This window comes from Glutamicibacter sp. St.4D3 (genome assembly GCF_059728615.1).
This window is the reverse complement of the sequence record NZ_AP039380.1, coordinates 250,086-265,898: the sequence shown is the minus strand read 5'-3', so window position 1 is coordinate 265,898 and position 15,813 is coordinate 250,086. Positions and strand designations below refer to the sequence as shown.

Genomic DNA, 15,813 nt, shown 5'->3' with positions numbered 1-15,813 from the left:
CCCCGGCCGCTATCCGGGCTGGCTGGCTTCTTCGCGGGGCCGGGACGATGCGGGCAGGCCCAGTCCCAGATGCCCGCGCAGGGTCGAGGAGGAGTACGCGGTGCGGAAAAGTCCCCGGCGCTGCAGTTCGGGGATCACCAGGTCCACGAAATCCTCGATGCCGCCGGGCAGAGTGGGCGGCATCAGGTTGAAGCCGTCCGCCGCCCCGCAGTCCAGCCACTGCTCCATCTCATCGACAATGGACTGCGGGGTACCGATCATGGTGGCGTGTCCGCCTCCGGCGGCCAGCAGCCCCAGCAGTTCGCGCACCGTGGGCTGGTGCACGGCGATCAGCCGCTGGATCGTGGCATAGCGTCCCTTCGGTCCGGTGAAGCTGTGCAGTGGCGGCAGTTCGGGCACCGGGGCATCCAGGTCCCATCCGGAGGTGTCCTGCTGCACGAAGACGCCCAGCTGCTTGAGCGCGTCACCGGTGGGCAGCAGCTCGTTCAGTCGGCGCTGCTTGGCCCGGGCTTCCTCATGCGTGCGCCCCACATAGGTCACCAGACCCGGCATGATCGCCACCGCTTCCGGGTCGCGTCCGGCCGCGGCGATCCGGGAGCGCAGATCGGTACCGTAGTCCAGGGCCATCTGCCGATCGGCGGCCACCGCGTACACGGCCTCGGCATACTTCGCGGCCAGCTCCCGACCCTGCGGGGAGGAGCCGGCCTGGAACAACACCGGGGCCCGCTGCGGGCCGCCGGGAACGTTCAGGGGGCCACGCACCGTGAAGTGCTCCCCCACGTGTTCGATGGGCTGCAGAAGTTCCGGGCTGGCGAAGTCCCCGTCCCGGCTGGCCTGTATGGCCTGGGCCGGGAAGGAATCCCACAGTCGGCGCACCACCTGAATGAATTCATCGGCTCGCGCATATCGGGTGTCATGGTCCCCCAGCCCGGGCATCGAATGGTTCTGCGCCTCGGCATCCCACATGCTGGTGACCACGTTGACCCCGGCCCGTCCGCCGGAGAGGTGGTCCAGGCTGGCCAGCATTCTGGCGGCATGGAATGGGGAGTAGAAGCTGGAGGAGACAGTACACACCAAGCCTATGTGTTCGGTGTGCTGGCTCAACGCCGAGAGCAGGGTCAGCGGCTCGTAGAACCAGGTGGGTCCGGCCTTTGCGGCCTGCGGGGAGATGGATTGGCCGTCGGCCAGGAACACCGCGTCCAGCAGCCCGCGCTCTGCGGTCTGCGCCAGCTGCGTGTAGTACCCGGTGTCGCCCAGGCGTTCGGCAGCGGAGTCCGGGTCCCGCCAGGCAGCCTGGTGGTGGCCTGCACCGTAGATGAACAGGTTGAGTTTCAATTGCTTGGGGCTCATCCCTTGACCAGTCCCCCATCCACGATCAGGTTCTGTCCGGTCACGCCGCGGGCCCAGGGGGAGGCGAAGAACAGGACGGCGTCCGCCAGTTCGGCCGGGCTGGTGACCTTGCGCAGCGGTGTGCCGGAGGCGATGAAGTCAAAGACCTCTTCCGGGGTGGCCGCGGAGGCGTCGGTCGTGCGCAGCAGTCCGCCCGAGACCATGTTCACGGTGATCCCCTCGGGTCCCAGGTCATCGGCGAAGGTGCGGGTCAGCGACAGCAGTGCCGCCTTGGTGGCCGTGTAGTCGTGGTACGGGACCACCGGATGCTGGAAGAGGTTCGTGCCGATATTGATGATCCGTCCAAAACCGGCTTTGCGCATGTTCGGCAGCACGGCCTGGATTGCGGCGACCGGGGCCAGCACCGACCCGGTGAACTGCTTGCTCAAATCGGCCGCGCTGAGTTCGCCAGCCTTGGGCCGGGCGTCCCCGTTGAAGGAGAAGTCGACCAGCGCGTTGTTGACCAGCGTGGTCAGCGGCTTGCCGAAGTGCTCTTCGGCCTGGCGGACCAGGTCCTTCAGCTGCCCGGCTTCACGCACATCAGCCTGTACGGCCAGGGCCTGTTCGGGGTAGCGGACAGCCAGATCGTTGGCGGCCTGCCCCGAGGAGTGGTAGTTGAGGACCACGTTCGCTCCGGCGTCCAGGAAGGCGGTGCTGATGGCCGCGCCCAGCCCGCGCGCGGCGCCAGTGACCAACACCTGCTGCTCTGCCAGGGGCAGAGCACTGTTGCTGGTTTCGACGGTGGTGGTTTGTGTGTTCATGGTGTTCGAACTCCTTGAATGTGGGTCAAGGCGAACGGAACCCGGTGGATACGCCGCAGCCACTCAAAGGTGCGGGGCATCGTGGAATCCAGGACATTCCCTTCGCCAGTACTAACTGGTGCAGGTTCGACGGGTGTTTTCTCAGCCGCTGCGGCGGCACCCCGTGTCACTAACCCCATTCCTACCACATCCAGCGACCAGGCACCGACTTGGAGACTTTTTGGCCCGGACAATGCCGAGGCCGCGCCGTTGCCGTTACGAAAACGGACGGGACCGGACTCCTTGTCGCTTTGCCGGAACCGGCCTACGGTGAGGATATGGACACGGTAAATGACAAGGGCAAGGACCCCTACGCACCAGAAAACATCGACACCGGCGAAGTGTCACCCGAGCAGCTGAAGAAGTGGCGTGATGAGGGCGGGGCATCGCACACCCGTCCGGGCCAGGACGAGGATCCGGGAACCGCGACCAACTAGCGCGGTCTGCGTCACGGACACCACATGAAGGTGCCCCGGCGGTTCGGGCGATAGTGTCGCCCCGAAGCGATAAGGTGCTGGCTGTACACCACAGGCAGCACCTTATTTTTGGTGCGCCCACTGCATCGAAGGGAACCTTCTACCGCATGCGCAGCCCGCGTCGCTTCATCACCCTGGCCCTCTTGCTTGGCTCACTGTCACTGACCTCATGCTCGGCCGGGACGCTCAGCGATTTCAACCCCGACGCCGCTCCAGGGCAAACGCAGTCACAAGCCCCCTCCACCGGCGGCCCCATCACCGAAGAGCAAAGCCTTGAGTTCGCAGAATCGCTGGCGTTGCTTGAGGAAATCGACGTCAAGGGCCGCGCCCCGAAGACCGGGTACTCGCGCGAGGAATTCAGCAAGGGCTGGAAGGACCCCGACCGCAACGGGTGCGACGCGCGCAATGACATTCTCGCCCGGGACCTGAAGGACGTGGAATACCGGGAGGGACGCATTGAATGCGTGGTGCTCAGCGGCGTACTTGATGACCCCTACACCGGCAAGAGCATCTCCTTTGTGCGCGGGCAGGGAACCAGCAGCGCGGTGCAGATCGACCATGTGGTGGCGCTTTCGGATGCCTGGCAGAAGGGCGCCCAGCAGTGGGACGCCGAAACCCGCCTGAACTTTGCCAACGACCCGCTGAACCTGATGGCTGTGGATGGCCCGACCAATGCATCCAAGGGCGACAAGGACGCGGCAACGTGGCTGCCGCCCAACCGCTCCTTCCGGTGCAGCTACGTTTCCCGTCAGACGCAGGTGAAGGCGAAATATGACGCGTGGATGACAAAGGCCGAACAGGCGGCCATTGAGAAGATCCTGCGCAGCTGCCTCTAACCGCGCACACCCCCGGCTCACGGCGGTGAACCGGTTTTTCCTAGGTTTACCCTGCTCCCCGAGGCGCCGCTTCATCCCACTGCGGTAGGTGAGCAGGCACATCTAGTCCTTTCGGAGGATTCCTTCGGACAACTATTTGTGCAATTATTGTAATTACAGTCATTGGTTTTTCACGGGACAGCGTGGTCTACGGAACAAGGGATGCGTGATGCAGAGATGAAGATGCGGCTTCTGGGGGTTGCGCTTTTGGTGTGCGGTGCCGCGGTCTTCATCTTTGCCCTCAACGTCCAGCATCGTGAGTTGGCCTACGGTCTGCTTACCGGGGCATACCTGCTCTTCGTGCTGGCCGTATGCGCGCTGGTCGGACGAATCGTGGGAGCCTCGCGGGTGGGGCCACCCAGCGGCGAATGATCCGCACGCCCCCGTTGCGGCTCTGCACCGAAGCCGGCCACGATCACACGGTGAACGTGAAAGATCTGCTTGATAGTCAAACTGTGGCGCGGATTTCGCGATGAAAGCCGACCAGGCCGACCCGCTGCGGGAACGCCGTGTGAAGCGAGGCCACGTGAACGGCCCCCGACATCAACCCCACACTTCATCAAAAAGTATCGACAGGTTCACTCCCGTGGGATAAACATGTGACGATCACTTGTTTACCTCTAGGGGATTTTCCATGTCTACCTCCAGACGTCTGCCCAGGGTCGGTTTCACTGCCCTGGCGTCCTTTTCGCTCATTGCCTCCGGCGCCGTTGGCGCGCAGGCAGCGCCCACCGACCCAAGTCGGGCCAAGGAAGTAGAGCTCAACCTGCTGAGCATCAATGACTTCCACGGACGCATCCAGGCCGAGGGCGAATCTGCCGGAGCTGCAGTACTGGCCGGAGCGGTCGCAAAATATCGGCAGGAGAATGCGAATACCCTCTTTGTCTCGGCCGGCGACAACATCGGTGCCTCCACGTTCGCCTCCGCTTCACAGCAGGATGCGCCCACGATTGACGCGCTCGGCGCCGCCGGGTTGGACCTGTCGGTGGTGGGCAACCACGAATTCGATCGTGGTTTCCAGGACCTGGAGGAGCGTGTAATCCCCCGCTACGGCACCAAGTCCAAAGCCGAAGGAGCCGAGGGGGCGGACTATGCCCTCGGCGCGAACGTATACGAGAAGGGCACCAGCAAGCCGGTCCTCAGGGAGTACACAATCCGCGAAGTCGACGGTGTATCGGTCGGGTTCATCGGCACGGTCACCGCGGACACGGCCACGCTGGTTAGCCCCAGCGGGATCAGCGACCTCACCTTCGGCGACCAGCTCGAGGCCGCCAACCGGGTGGCAGAGAAGCTGAGCGACGGCGACAAGAAGAACGGTGAAGCCGACGTGCTGGTGCTGCTGACCCACGACGGATCCGAAAGCACGGCCTGTGACACGATTGCCAAGGAATCAACGGATTATGGGCAGCTGATCCGCAATGCCGATGAGCACATCGACGCCATCATTTCCGGACACACCCATAAGCCCTACCACTGCTCAGTGCCAATCGCGGGCACTGACCAAACCCGGCCGGTGATCCAGGCGCATCAGTACGGCACCACCCTGGGCGAAATCTCCCTGAGCATTGATGCCAGCGACGGCACGGTCACGCAGTCGGACTCCAAGCTTGTCCCCTTGGCTGCCGAAGGCGGCTCGGCTTTCAAGCCAAACGCTGCCGTCACAGAGATTGTTGACAAGGCCGTTGCCGAATCCGAAGAAGTAGGCCAGCAGGAAATCGGCGCCATCAGCGCCGACATCCTGCGCGGCGGCGAACCGGCAGGTGATGACCGCGGCGTGGAATCCACCCTGGGTAACACCATCGCCGATGTCCACTTGTGGGCGACCTCCAACGAGGACTTCGGCGGGGCCCCGGCACAAATCGCCTTCATGAACCCCGGTGGTCTGCGCGCTGATCTGCTGTACGGCCAAAACGGCATCGTCACCTACAAGGCAGCCGCGGACGTACAGCCCTTCGCCAACACCCTGATCACCATGGACATGACCGGCGCCCAGCTGTATGAAGTGCTCGAACAGCAATGGCAGCCGGAAGGAGCTTCCCGTGAAAAGCTGCACCTGGGGATCTCCGAAGGACTGAGCTACACCTACGTGGAGGACGCGGCCCGCGGTGAGCACATCACGTCGGTGAGTTTCAACGGAAAGCCCGTCGCCGACTCTGACACGTTTCGGGTCGCGGCCAACGCGTTCCTGGCCTCCGGCGGGGATAACTTCACGGCCTTCGCCGAAGCCAAGGACCATGCCGACAGCGGCCAGGTGGACCTGGACGCCACGGTGAACTACTTCAAGTCCCACGACGTCGTGGATCCAGCGCCGCTGGGCCGCGCCGTGCAGGCGGGCGCCGAATGGGCCACCGTGAGCCTCTCCTCGGCCACCCTCGCTCCTGGCGCCACCCTGGAGGTGGCGGTTTCCGATTTGGAGCCCGGGGCGAAGATCTCGGCCAGCGCCTTCGACGGGGAGGTTGAAGTTCAGGACATCGCCGCGGCCGATGGCGCCGGCTCCACCTCCTTCCAGCTGACCGCGCCTCAAAAGCTGAAGGAAGGCCAGTACCAGTTGGTGATCTCGCAGGTGGGCCGGGAGGACATTTCCGTGCCGCTCACGGTAGCTGTCGAGGCACCCACCACGCCGAGCACGGAACCCAGCCCGCAGCCGAGCGCCTCGCCCACGGCGTCCCCGTCGGCGTCGCCGTCGCCGACCCAGTCAACCCAAAGCCCCGCGCCGCCACGCCCGGACGCTTCCCAGTCACCGGCACCCGATCATCAGGATCTGGCCGACACGGGCTTCGCGTACTCGAGCATCGGCATCGTTGCCGCGGTCATCCTGGTCGTTGGGCTGCTCATGGTGCTGCTGCGTCGCCGGGGCAACACCCACTAGAGGCCGAGAGCCCAGGGAGACAAGGTGAAGATTAACGTCAAAAGCACCGCCAGCGGCGGTGCTTTTGACGTGTCGACGCCCTGACCCCGGCCGGGGAAGCGGGGTCGCTCAGCGGCAGAAACTAGTCGATCTTCAGCTCGCCCATTTCTTCCCAGCCCTGACCATCGACCTTGCGGGAAATGATCTTCGGGGTGGACACCAGGGCCGGACGCATGGCTTCCAGACCTGCGGCGAAGTGCGGGCCATTGACGTGGGTGGCGGCCGCTTCGTCGTCACGGAACCCCTCAACCAGCACAAACTCGTTCGGGTCTTCGACGCTGGTGGACCAGTCGAAGAACAAGTTGCCCTCCTCGGCGCGGGTGGTGCGGGTGAACTCGGCGACGCGGTCCATGAAGCTGTCGGTGAATTCGGGCTTTACCTGAAACTTAACAACGATGAAGTACATGCCACCAGTCTAGTTAGCCGCCGCCGGTGTGTCTCTTGATTTGGATGGCGCTCCGGTCACGTGCCGGCATTGCCTCGATCACCAGGTCATAGGAATCCTCGACCAGTTCGCGCATCACCTGCGGGTCCAGTCCCACGCGCACTGAGTTCCAGTGTCTTTTGTTCATGTGGTAGGCGCCGGTGATCTGTTCGTGCTCGTCTCGCAGCCGTTCGGCGATGGCCGGTTCACACTTCAGGTTCAGCAGCAGTTCGCCCTGATGCACCATCAGCAGGGCAAACATCTTGCCCTTGGCGCGGTCCCGTCCGGCAACCTTGAACACGGTGCTGTGTTCCCCAAAGGGGAAGTCTTCGTAGGCTCCGGGCATGGACAGGCACAGGGTCCGCCACACTTCGTGGTGTTCCTCCAGCGCGCTCATTTCCACCGTCCCGGATCTCCGCCGCGTCCGGTTCCCACGGTAGCAGTCGCCGTCCGGGGCAGGGACTGGGGTGGGCTCCTTCGCAGCACTGGCGCTAGAGAAGCGGATATTCGATCTTCGGGCAAGTGTCCATGACCACCTCGAGCCCGGCGTCCTTGGCGCGCTGCGCGGCGGCTTCGTCGACAACGCCCAGCTGTAGCCAGACGGCGCTGGCGCCGACCTCGATGGCCTGGTCCACGATGTCCCCGACCTTCGCCGAGTTCACGAAGCAGTCCACGACGTCGATGTGCCCGGGGATCTGATCCAGACGCTCATAGCCGGTTTCCCCCATGACGGTTTCCCCGCTCAGGGATACCGGCAGGATCTGCATTCCCAGCTGTTCCTTCAGGTAGCGGGCAATGGAGGGGGCCACCCGCCGCGGGTTGTTCGTCAATCCCACCACGGCCCAGCGGGCGGGGGTGGTCAGCAGCCGGCGGATAACCTCTGGATCATTGACATGTTTGGCGTTCATGCCGTCACCCTACCCCGGGTGCGGGCAGGGGAAAACCACCGCTGCGAACTTGCAGCGGTGGTTCAGGTGCGGGTAGCGGCCCGGCCTCCCCCAGCCATCCAAGGGGCCGCTACCCGGGTCTTGTGTCCGGCTACGGGACCAGGTTCTGCTCCGGTTGGCCGCTGACGGCGCTGGAGTGCGTGAATGCCCCGCGGTACGCGGCGGCCGGGTGGTTTGACGGCAGCCGGTCCCCGCGCCCGAACACCTTGTGGCGCAGGCTTCCCGGGGTGTACTGGGTTTGCGCCAGTCCGCGGCGACGCAGTTCGGGCAGCAGCCCGTCAATGAAGTTGTCGTAGGAGCCGGGCAGCACGTGGTTCATGATGTTCAGCCCGTCGATGCCCGCGTCCTGCCACTGCTCCAGCTGGTCGGCGATCTGTTCCGGGGTTCCCACCAGCTGCTGGGCCTTGGCCCGGTAGTGGGCCAGATCCCGCAGCGTCGGGTTGCCGCCGGGGGTGGAGGCCAGCACCGCTTCGAGCACCCCCTGGGCGCCTTCGGTCTGCACCTGGCCCAGCGGGGTGTCCAGATCCAGTCCGCCCAGGTCGATTCCCAGCCCGCCGCCGATGTGCGCGATGATCGCGTGCGGGTCCAGGTACTGGTCGTATTCGGCTTCCAGCGCCTTGGCCTCCGCCTCGGTGGAGCCCACCACGAAGGAAAGCCCGGCGAACACCTTCAGGTCCTGGCGGCGGCGCCTGGCCGCCTGCAGGTTCGTCTCCAGCTGGGCGACCTTCTTGGCCACGTACTGCGGGTGCGGAGCGAACAGGAAGGTCGCCTCGGCGTGGGTCGCGGCGAACTGGGTGCCGCGCGGGGAGGAACCGGCCTGGAAGAGGAAGGGGGTGCGCTGGGTGCTGGGCACGGCCAGGTGCGGCCCGTCGATGGAATAGATCTGGCCGCGGTGGTTGATCTTGCTGACCTTGTCCGGATCCGCGTAAATCCCGTTGGCCTTGTCCGCCAGCACCGCGTCGTCCGCCCAGGAGCCTTCCCACAGCTTGTAGGCGGCCTCCACGTATTCCTCCGCCCAGCTGTAGCGGTCATCGTGGGCGACCAGGGAGGCTCCCCCGAAGTTGCGGTGCGCGTTTTCCAGGACGCTGGTGACAATGTTCCAGGCGACCCGGCCGTTGGAGAGGTGGTCCAGGGTGGAGAGCTGGCGGGCGAACTGGAAGGGGTGGGCCTGGATGACCGAGCTGGTCATGGCCAGCCCGATCTGCCCGGTGCCGGCGGCCAGCGCGGAGAGCAGCACCAGTGGATCGTGACTGGGCACCTGCAGCCCCTTGCGCACGTGGGAGGCCCAGCCGCCCTCGTGGTCCCCATAGAGGCCCACCACGTCGGCGAAGAACATGGCGTCGAACTTCGCGTCCTCCAGTTTGCGGGCCAGGTCCACCCAGGGCGCCAGTTCGTGGAATCGGTGCTGCTGGGCCTGCGGGTGGCGCCACATGCCGCCCAGGATGTGGCTGGAGGTGGTCATCAAGAAGGCGGACAGCAGCAGGCGCGGTCGCTGGTCAAAGGTTCCCATTTACTTCTTTCCCTTCGCTTCGCCAATGGAGTTCAACCCGGTGGGGATGGTGCCGTTGATGAAGTAGTCCCCCACGGAGCGGGCCTTGAACGCGACCGGGTTGTGGGTGGCCACGGTGCGCGCGTTGCGCCAGTAGCGGTCCAGCGACTTGCTGGTGGACACCGCGGAGGCGCCGGTGACGTCGAACAGCTCGCTGGTGGCATCCAGCACCAGCTTCGGGGTGGCCACGTGGGCCTGCTGCACCGCCAGTTCGGCACGCAGGTAGGCCTGCTGCTCGTCCAGCCCCAGTGCCGCATCGTGGGCGGCATCCAGTTCCCGGGCGGCGGTGATGACAATCGACTCGGCGGCAAACACATTGGCGGCCAGGCGCCCCACCAGTTCCTGGATCTGTGCGTCATCGCGGAACAGCGCCCCGGAACCGGTGTTGAAGGTGCGGGTGCGCGCGGCCACCAGCCCGGCCGCCTCGCCACGGGCCGCCTTGCCGATGCCCACCAGCACGGCCAGCAGGCACAGCTGGAAGAACGCCGGTTCCAGGGTGGAGGCGACCTTGCGCTGGATGATGTTCTGCTCCTGCACCGGGACATCCTCAAAGATGGCGGTGCCGGTGCCGGTCAGCGGCTGGCCGAAGCCGTCCCAGTCATCCAGGATCCGCACGCCCGGCGCGGTGCGTTCCACGACCGCGTACTGCCGCCCCTCCACGCCGTCCGTGGAGGCCATCACCACCACCCAGTCGGCGAAGATGGAGCCGGTGGTGTAGTACTTTTCCCCGCGCAGCACCCACCCGGCCCCGGTGTTGATCAGCTTAGTGTTCGTGGCGCCCAGGGCGTTGCCGCCGCGTTCGGTGGCGGCGTTGCCGAAGATTTCGCCGGCCAGCACCCGCGGGAACCAGCGGTCCTGGAACTCGGCGGGCTGCAGCGCGATGGTCTCCACGAAAGAGAAGTGGCTGCGCAGCAGGTGGGCGACGTTGGAGTCGGCGGCCGCCAATTCGATCAGCAGCCGGAACAGGTCGGTGTGGCTCACCGGCGTTCCGCCGTGGCTGGCCGGGACCCGCAGCGCCGTGAAGCCGGCGTCCTTGAGCCACGCCACCTGCTGGTAGGGCAGTTCACGGTGTTGTTCGCGCTCCCGGGCGCCCTGGGCGATGCGGGTGAAGACCGGGCGAAAGCGTTCCAGCAGGCGTTGGTAGACCGCTTCGTCGCTGGTGGCCTGGATGGCGTGGGTGCTCATGCTCCTCTTTTCGTGACGGGGGAAGTTCGTCGTTCGACGGTGGCCGGGCGCTTCCCGGCCGGGCTCGGGTTCAGCCGGCGGCAGGGCACAGTTCACGCAGAACCTGCCCGGGGTTCGCCGCCAGCAGGGTGCGGGTGTAGCGGTGGGCCGGTTCGGTGAACACCTGGTGCACGCTGCCGCTCTCCACCAGCTCCCCGCGCCGCATGACCCCCACATGGTGGCTGATGCGTTCCACCACATGCAGGTCGTGGGAAATGAACAGGTAGGTCAGCCCGTGCTCGCGCTGCAGGGACTGGAGCAAGGCCAGGATCTGCTCCTGGGTGAGCACATCCAGTGCGCTCAGCGCCTCGTCCAGCACCAGGATCTCGGCCCCGGACGCCAGCGCCCGGGCGATCGCCACCCGCTGGCGCTGTCCGCCGGAGAGCTGGGGCGGGCGGGCCGCGGCCAGGGAAGGGGCCAGGCTGACCTGCTCCATGAGCTCGGCCACCCGTCCGGAACGCCAGCGCGGGTCCCCCAGCCGGTAGTTCAGCAATGGCTCGGCAATGATCGATGCGATGCGCTGGCGCGGGTCCAACGCCGAGTCCGGGTTCTGGTAGACCAGCTGGGCCTGGCGCCACAGCTGGTGCCGGCGCCGGCCGTGGGCCGCACCCACCCGCTGTCCGTTGACCCGAATCTGCCCGGACTGCGGATCCAGCAGGCCCATGATCAGCTTGGCGGTCGTGGACTTGCCCGAACCCGATTCCCCGACCAGGGAGAACGTGGTGCCGCGCGGGACCTGGAAGCTGACCTGGTGCACCGCGCGGTGGGCGGTGGCGCCGCGGCCGAAGGTCCTGGACACCTCCTGCACGTCGATCGCGATGTCTGCGTGCGCGACCGGTTGGGGCCGCTGCCGGCTGCCGGTGGCCTGGGCCAGCAGCGCCCGGGTGTAGGGTTCGGTGCTTTCGGTGATCAGCGAGCGCACGCTGCGGTCCTCCAGGATCCGCCCCGAATTCATCACCAGCACCCGGTCGGCGATGTCCGTGGCGACCGCCAGGTCGTGGGTCACGAACAGGACCGTGGTGCCCTTTTGCCGGGCCAGGGAGACGAAGACCTCCAGCACGGTGCGCTGCACCGTGACGTCCAGGGCGCTGGTCGGCTCATCGGCGATCAGCAGCTGCGGGTCCAGCGCGAAGGCGATCGCGATCAGCACCCGCTGCTTCAGTCCGCCGGACAGCTCGTGCGGGTACTGGCCCAGCCGGTATTCCGGGCGGTCAACGCCCACGCTTGCCAGCAGTTCGACGGCCCGGGACCGCCATTGGGCCTTGGGCACCGAACGCTGCGGGTGCAGCCGGAACACCTCGATCAGCTGGGAGCCGATGGTCTTCACCGGGTCCAGGCTGGAGCCCGGATCCTGGGGCACCAGCCCGATACCGGCCCCGCGGATGGCCCGCCAGCGGCGCACATCCAGGTTCGTCACCTCGGTGCCGCCAAAGCGGATGGACCCCTCGACGCGGGTGCCGGCCGGCAGCAGCCCGATCAGCGCCTTGGTCAGGGTCGACTTGCCGGACCCGGATTCCCCGACAACGGCGAGGATCTGCCCCGAGGGGATGTGCAGGTCCAGCCCGTTGGCGGCCACCGTCCCGCCGGGGTAGCGTACCGTGAGGTCCTCGATGCGCACCACCGGTGCGGCGGGGGTGTTCTTGGCGTTCATTTCCATGTCCACTGTCCTTGTCCTAGAAGCGGAAGGCGCGGTTGATGCTGCGCCCCAGGGCGGCGGTGAGCATGACGGCCGTGACGATCACCAGGCCCGGCAGGGTGGTCAGCCACCAGGCCACCGACAGGTACTGGCGTCCCTCGGAAATCAGCAGCCCCCATTCGGGGGTGGGCGGCGGGGCGCCGAAGCCCAGGAAGCCCAGTCCCGAGATGGCCAGGATCGCCGCCCCCAAATCCACGGCGAGCAGGGCCAGCACCGGTCCGATCACGTGCGGCAGGATGTGCCGGCGCAGCACCGTGAAGTAGCCGCCGCCGCTCATCAGTGCCGCCTGCACGAAGTCGTGGGAGCGCACCCGCAGCACCTCGGTGCGCACCAGCCGGGCGAACGCGGCGATCGAGGCGATCCCCACCCCCAGGCCCAGGGACAGCGGCCCGGGCTCGGTGGCGGTGACCAGGATCAGCGCGATCAGGAACGCGGGCACCGCCAGCAGCACGTCCACCAGGCGCATGGCCACGGCGTCCGCCGCCCTTCCGGTGGTGCCGGCCAGCAGGCCCAGCACGCTGCCGAGCACCGAACCGATCAGGCAGGCCAGTCCCGCGGTCATCAGGGTTTGCCCGGTGCCGTGCACCACCCGGGAGTATACGTCGCGGCCCAGGTGGTCGGTGCCAAAGGGGTGGGCGGGGCTGGGGGCGCTCAGCTTCTGCGCCGGGATCCCGGTGATCGGGTCCGCTGCGCTGAACGCGCCGGGCACCAGCGCCCAGGCCAGCAGCAGGCCCAGCGGCAGCAGCATCCACCAGCGTCCCAGCCAGCGGCGCACCGGGCGGCCCGGTGCTGGCGCCGCGGTGGTTGGTGCCGGCTCCGGAACCGGCAGCCCGGCCGGGGTGGTGTTCTGTTCGGTCAGTACGCTCATGATCCCTTGTCCCTTCAGGCAGCCAGGGCCCGTGCCGAGCCGGCGTGGGCGGTAATGATTCGTGGGTCCAGCTGCGGGTGGATGAGGTCCACCAGCAGGTTCACCACGGTGAAGGTGGCGGCGGTGAGCAGCACCAGAGCCTGCACCAGGGGAATGTCCTGGACGGTGACCGCCTGCAGCACCAGCTGCCCCAGTCCGGCGCGGGCGAACACGGTCTCGGTGATCACCGAGCCGGCCAGCAGGGTGCCGATGGTGATCCCGGCAATCGACAGCGCGGCCGGGGCGGCGTTCTTCAGCGTGTGGCGGTAGAAGATCCAGGACTCCCCGGCCCCCTTGGCGCGCAGCACGTCCACGAACGGCTGGGCCGAGACCTGCTGAACGCTCTTGAGCAGCACCTGGGCGATCGGTGCGCTCAGGTGCAGGGCCAGCACCAGGATCGGCACCAGCAGCGACAGCGCCGAACCGTCCGGGAACAGGGACATCACCCCCAGCTGCACTGCCAGCAGCTGCAGCAGCACCAGGCCCAGCCAGAACACCGGGATTGAAATGAACAGCGGCGGCAGGTTCAACAGCGCCCGGCGCAGCCGCTCACCACGGGCCAGGGTGGCCGCGGCCACCAGGGCCACCGCCAGCAGGACGGCCAGCACGAAGGCGCTGCCGGCCAGGACCAGGGTGGATCCGATGACCTCCCCGATCCGGGCGGCCACCGGCGCCCCGGAGGACAGCGAGTAGCCCAGGTCCCCGCGCAGCAGCGCGCCCAGCTGCCCCAGGTATTGGGTGATCAGCGGTTGGTCATAGCCGTAGTGGGCCTTCAGCTGTGCGATGGTGGCCGGGTCCGCGGCGGCGTCGGTGGACAGGAAGATGGTCACCGGGTCATTCGGCAGGGCCTGCACCGCCAGGAAAACCGCGGTGTAGGCCAGCCAGATGACCAGCAGGGCCTGGCCAACGCGCTTGGCAATGTATCCGCCCATGCTTCCCTCCCCTACTTGCCGCTCTTCCAGGCGCCCTGGAAGATCGGGGCGGTGCCGGAGGTGAAGTCGACGTGGGTGCCCGAATGCGCGCCGTAGACCTGGACCTCATCCCACAGCACCAGGGTCAGGGCCTTGTCCAGCACCAGGGCACGCTGTTCCTCACCGATCAGCTTCAGGTGCTCCTGCTCGGTGGTGGCCGCCTGTTCCCGGGTGAACAGTTCGTTCAACTCTTCGTCCGCGTTCAGCGTCTGGGTGTTGTTCGCCGGCCCGAAGACCGGCCCCAGCCCGCCGTAGGCGAACTGCCGGGTGCCGAAGAATTCGACCTTGTCATCGACCAGGGCACTGGTCAGGAACGTGTTGTCCGCTGCCCGGTTCACCAGTTTGACCCCGATCTCGCGCCACTGCTGCTCAATAAGTTCGAAGGCCGGCTTGATGACCACCGAGTTGTTCGAGGAGGCGACGGTGACCTCCAGCTTCTTCCCGTCCTTCTGCCGGATCCCGTCCGGTCCCGGAACCCAGCCGGCCTCATCCAGCAGCTCCTTGGACCGCGCCGGGTCGTAGGCCAATTCCGCGGAGAAGTCCACGAAGCCCGGGGCCTTGTGGTTCAGAATCGATGCGGAAATCACATAGCTGTCCGAAAGCACGGTGTCCTTCAGCGCCTGGCGGTCGATGCCCACCTGCAGCGCCTGGCGGACCTTGGCGTCGGCCAGCTGCCCGGAGCCAATGCGCACCGAGGCGTTGTTGGTGGTCAAATCCACGCCCTGCGCGGCGAACACCTGGCCGCCGCCGGATTTCAGCACCTGCTCATCCACCGGCTGCAATCCCCGAACCAGGTCCACCTGCCCGGACTGGGCGGCTCCGGCACGGTGTGCAACCTCCGGCAGGTACTTGATGACCAGCTCATCCAGGTAGGGAGCCCCCGGGTTCTGGGCACCCTGCGGAGCCCAGGCGTAGTCGTCGCGGGCGCTGAACACCACTTCCTCATCGGGCTTTTCCGAGGCGAAGACGAACGGTCCGGAACCCACGATCTTGGAGATCGCCGACTGCCCGGCGTTGTCCAGCTTCAGCGTTTCGGGGGCCACCAGCCCGGCGGTCACCGAGGAGGTGGCGCGCAGGAAGTTGGCGTCCGGACGCTTCAGGGTGACCTGGACCTTGTTCCCGTCCAGCACCTTGGAGGACTTGTACGCCGAGAAATCCACGTTCGGCTGGATCTGCGCATCCTTGATGCCCAGTCCCAGCGCGTCCAGGTTCGCCTTGACGGCCTTGGCATCCAGTGCGGTGCCGTTGGAAAACGTCACCCCGTCACGAATGGTGAACGTGTACTGGGTCTTGGTCTCGTTGGAGGTGAAGTCACTGGCGATCCACCCCACCAGCTTGCCCTGCTCGGCGTCAAAATAGGTCAGCCGGTCCAGCACCGAGTTCAGCACGTTGGCCTTCTCGTAGAACCGGGCCGCCTGGGTCTGCCAGTTGTCGATGGGGGTGACCTCGGCGTAGGTCAGGGTTCCACCCTGCACCGGGTCGCCGGCTGGCTGTGCCGACTCGGTGTTCGGGCTTGCCGCGCCGCTGCCGCCGCATGCGGTCAACGACAGCCCCAGGGCCGCAAGCAGTGCGGTGGCTTTCAGCGCCAAACGTGGTGGCCGCATAATCCGTGTTCCTCTCGGTTTAGCCCGAGGAGCACGCTGAATT

The 15,813-nt window shown here is 66.5% G+C and carries 15 protein-coding genes and 1 riboswitch; of the genes, 4 read left to right on the top strand and 11 right to left on the bottom strand.

The features are described 5' to 3' along the window. Positions 1–9: 9 nt before the first annotated feature. Both AC6I21_RS01305 and AC6I21_RS01300 read right to left on the bottom strand, forming a co-directional pair. Positions 10–1,350 carry an LLM class flavin-dependent oxidoreductase gene (locus AC6I21_RS01305; protein ID WP_138174473.1) on the bottom strand — a complete coding sequence of 447 codons (1,341 nt, stop codon included), beginning with the start codon at positions 1,348–1,350 and terminating at the stop codon, positions 10–12. Beyond that, the gene (locus tag AC6I21_RS01300) at positions 1,347–2,150 is read right to left on the bottom strand and encodes a 3-oxoacyl-ACP reductase (RefSeq protein ID WP_138174475.1); all 804 of its coding nucleotides are present in this window, start codon (positions 2,148–2,150) and stop codon (positions 1,347–1,349) included. The genes AC6I21_RS01305 and AC6I21_RS01300 overlap by 4 nt, the downstream gene beginning before the upstream one ends. 79 nt (positions 2,151–2,229) lie before the next feature. Further along, a riboswitch (TPP riboswitch) is annotated at positions 2,230–2,324 on the bottom strand. A gap of 143 nt (positions 2,325–2,467) precedes the next feature. Between AC6I21_RS01300 and AC6I21_RS01295 the strand changes: the two genes are divergently transcribed. From AC6I21_RS01295 to AC6I21_RS01280, 4 genes are all read left to right on the top strand, one after another. Next, a complete protein-coding gene (locus AC6I21_RS01295; protein WP_171021127.1) occupies positions 2,468–2,626 on the top strand; it encodes a hypothetical protein in 159 nt (52 codons plus the stop codon). A 146-nt stretch (positions 2,627–2,772) separates the two neighbouring features. Further along, the gene (locus tag AC6I21_RS01290) at positions 2,773–3,501 is read left to right on the top strand and encodes an HNH endonuclease family protein (RefSeq protein WP_138174477.1); all 729 of its coding nucleotides are present in this window, start codon (positions 2,773–2,775) and stop codon (positions 3,499–3,501) included. A 201-nt stretch (positions 3,502–3,702) separates the two neighbouring features. Next, complete coding sequence (locus AC6I21_RS01285) at positions 3,703–3,912, top strand: hypothetical protein (protein ID WP_138174479.1); 210 nt, start codon at positions 3,703–3,705, stop codon at positions 3,910–3,912. 262 nt (positions 3,913–4,174) lie between these two features. Continuing rightward, positions 4,175–6,409, top strand: coding sequence for a bifunctional metallophosphatase/5'-nucleotidase (locus tag AC6I21_RS01280; protein ID WP_138174482.1), 2,235 nt, complete (start codon positions 4,175–4,177; stop codon positions 6,407–6,409). A 121-nt stretch (positions 6,410–6,530) separates the two neighbouring features. On the opposite strand, the gene AC6I21_RS01275 is transcribed toward AC6I21_RS01280, so the two are convergent. From AC6I21_RS01275 to AC6I21_RS01235, 9 genes are all read right to left on the bottom strand, one after another. Next, positions 6,531–6,854, bottom strand: a complete 324-nt coding sequence (locus AC6I21_RS01275) for a putative quinol monooxygenase (protein ID WP_138174484.1) — start codon at positions 6,852–6,854, stop codon at positions 6,531–6,533. A gap of 13 nt (positions 6,855–6,867) precedes the next feature. Further along, on the bottom strand, positions 6,868–7,269 hold the full coding sequence (locus AC6I21_RS01270; protein WP_138174486.1) for an MmcQ/YjbR family DNA-binding protein: 402 nt from the start codon (positions 7,267–7,269) through the stop codon (positions 6,868–6,870). Between the two features lie 94 nt (positions 7,270–7,363). After that, positions 7,364–7,780: a CoA-binding protein gene (locus tag AC6I21_RS01265; protein ID WP_054820967.1), complete on the bottom strand. Its 417-nt coding sequence runs from the start codon at positions 7,778–7,780 to the stop codon at positions 7,364–7,366. Between the two features lie 130 nt (positions 7,781–7,910). Beyond that, positions 7,911–9,329, bottom strand: a complete 1,419-nt coding sequence (locus AC6I21_RS01260; RefSeq protein ID WP_138174488.1) for an NtaA/DmoA family FMN-dependent monooxygenase — start codon at positions 9,327–9,329, stop codon at positions 7,911–7,913. Next, entirely contained in the window at positions 9,330–10,553 is a 1,224-nt protein-coding gene (locus AC6I21_RS01255) for an acyl-CoA dehydrogenase family protein (RefSeq protein ID WP_138174490.1), read from the bottom strand. It abuts the gene before it with no gap. Positions 10,554–10,623: 70 nt separating this feature from the next. Next, positions 10,624–12,249 carry an ABC transporter ATP-binding protein gene (locus tag AC6I21_RS01250; RefSeq protein ID WP_249354279.1) on the bottom strand — a complete coding sequence of 542 codons (1,626 nt, stop codon included), beginning with the start codon at positions 12,247–12,249 and terminating at the stop codon, positions 10,624–10,626. Positions 12,250–12,265: 16 nt separating this feature from the next. Next, complete coding sequence (locus AC6I21_RS01245) at positions 12,266–13,156, bottom strand: ABC transporter permease (protein ID WP_138174492.1); 891 nt, start codon at positions 13,154–13,156, stop codon at positions 12,266–12,268. A gap of 14 nt (positions 13,157–13,170) precedes the next feature. After that, on the bottom strand, positions 13,171–14,127 hold the full coding sequence (locus AC6I21_RS01240; RefSeq protein ID WP_497762948.1) for an ABC transporter permease: 957 nt from the start codon (positions 14,125–14,127) through the stop codon (positions 13,171–13,173). Positions 14,128–14,138: 11 nt separating this feature from the next. Continuing rightward, the gene (locus AC6I21_RS01235) at positions 14,139–15,770 is read right to left on the bottom strand and encodes an ABC transporter substrate-binding protein (protein WP_138174496.1); all 1,632 of its coding nucleotides are present in this window, start codon (positions 15,768–15,770) and stop codon (positions 14,139–14,141) included. Between the last annotated feature and the right edge of the window lie 43 nt (positions 15,771–15,813).

Coding starts and splice junctions, on each gene's coding strand:
- AC6I21_RS01245 (WP_138174492.1), bottom strand. CDS start 13,156: ATGAGCGTACTGACCGAACAGAACACCACCCCGGCCGGGCTGCCGGTT.
- AC6I21_RS01290 (WP_138174477.1), top strand. CDS start 2,773: ATGCGCAGCCCGCGTCGCTTCATCACCCTGGCCCTCTTGCTTGGCTCA.
- AC6I21_RS01270 (WP_138174486.1), bottom strand. CDS start 7,269: ATGAGCGCGCTGGAGGAACACCACGAAGTGTGGCGGACCCTGTGCCTG.
- AC6I21_RS01300 (WP_138174475.1), bottom strand. CDS start 2,150: ATGAACACACAAACCACCACCGTCGAAACCAGCAACAGTGCTCTGCCC.
- AC6I21_RS01255 (WP_138174490.1), bottom strand. CDS start 10,553: ATGAGCACCCACGCCATCCAGGCCACCAGCGACGAAGCGGTCTACCAA.
- AC6I21_RS01260 (WP_138174488.1), bottom strand. CDS start 9,329: ATGGGAACCTTTGACCAGCGACCGCGCCTGCTGCTGTCCGCCTTCTTG.
- AC6I21_RS01280 (WP_138174482.1), top strand. CDS start 4,175: ATGTCTACCTCCAGACGTCTGCCCAGGGTCGGTTTCACTGCCCTGGCG.
- AC6I21_RS01275 (WP_138174484.1), bottom strand. CDS start 6,854: ATGTACTTCATCGTTGTTAAGTTTCAGGTAAAGCCCGAATTCACCGAC.
- AC6I21_RS01265 (WP_054820967.1), bottom strand. CDS start 7,780: ATGAACGCCAAACATGTCAATGATCCAGAGGTTATCCGCCGGCTGCTG.
- AC6I21_RS01235 (WP_138174496.1), bottom strand. CDS start 15,770: ATGCGGCCACCACGTTTGGCGCTGAAAGCCACCGCACTGCTTGCGGCC.
- AC6I21_RS01250 (WP_249354279.1), bottom strand. CDS start 12,249: ATGGAAATGAACGCCAAGAACACCCCCGCCGCACCGGTGGTGCGCATC.
- AC6I21_RS01295 (WP_171021127.1), top strand. CDS start 2,468: ATGGACACGGTAAATGACAAGGGCAAGGACCCCTACGCACCAGAAAAC.
- AC6I21_RS01285 (WP_138174479.1), top strand. CDS start 3,703: ATGCGTGATGCAGAGATGAAGATGCGGCTTCTGGGGGTTGCGCTTTTG.
- AC6I21_RS01305 (WP_138174473.1), bottom strand. CDS start 1,350: ATGAGCCCCAAGCAATTGAAACTCAACCTGTTCATCTACGGTGCAGGC.
- AC6I21_RS01240 (WP_497762948.1), bottom strand. CDS start 14,127: ATGGGCGGATACATTGCCAAGCGCGTTGGCCAGGCCCTGCTGGTCATC.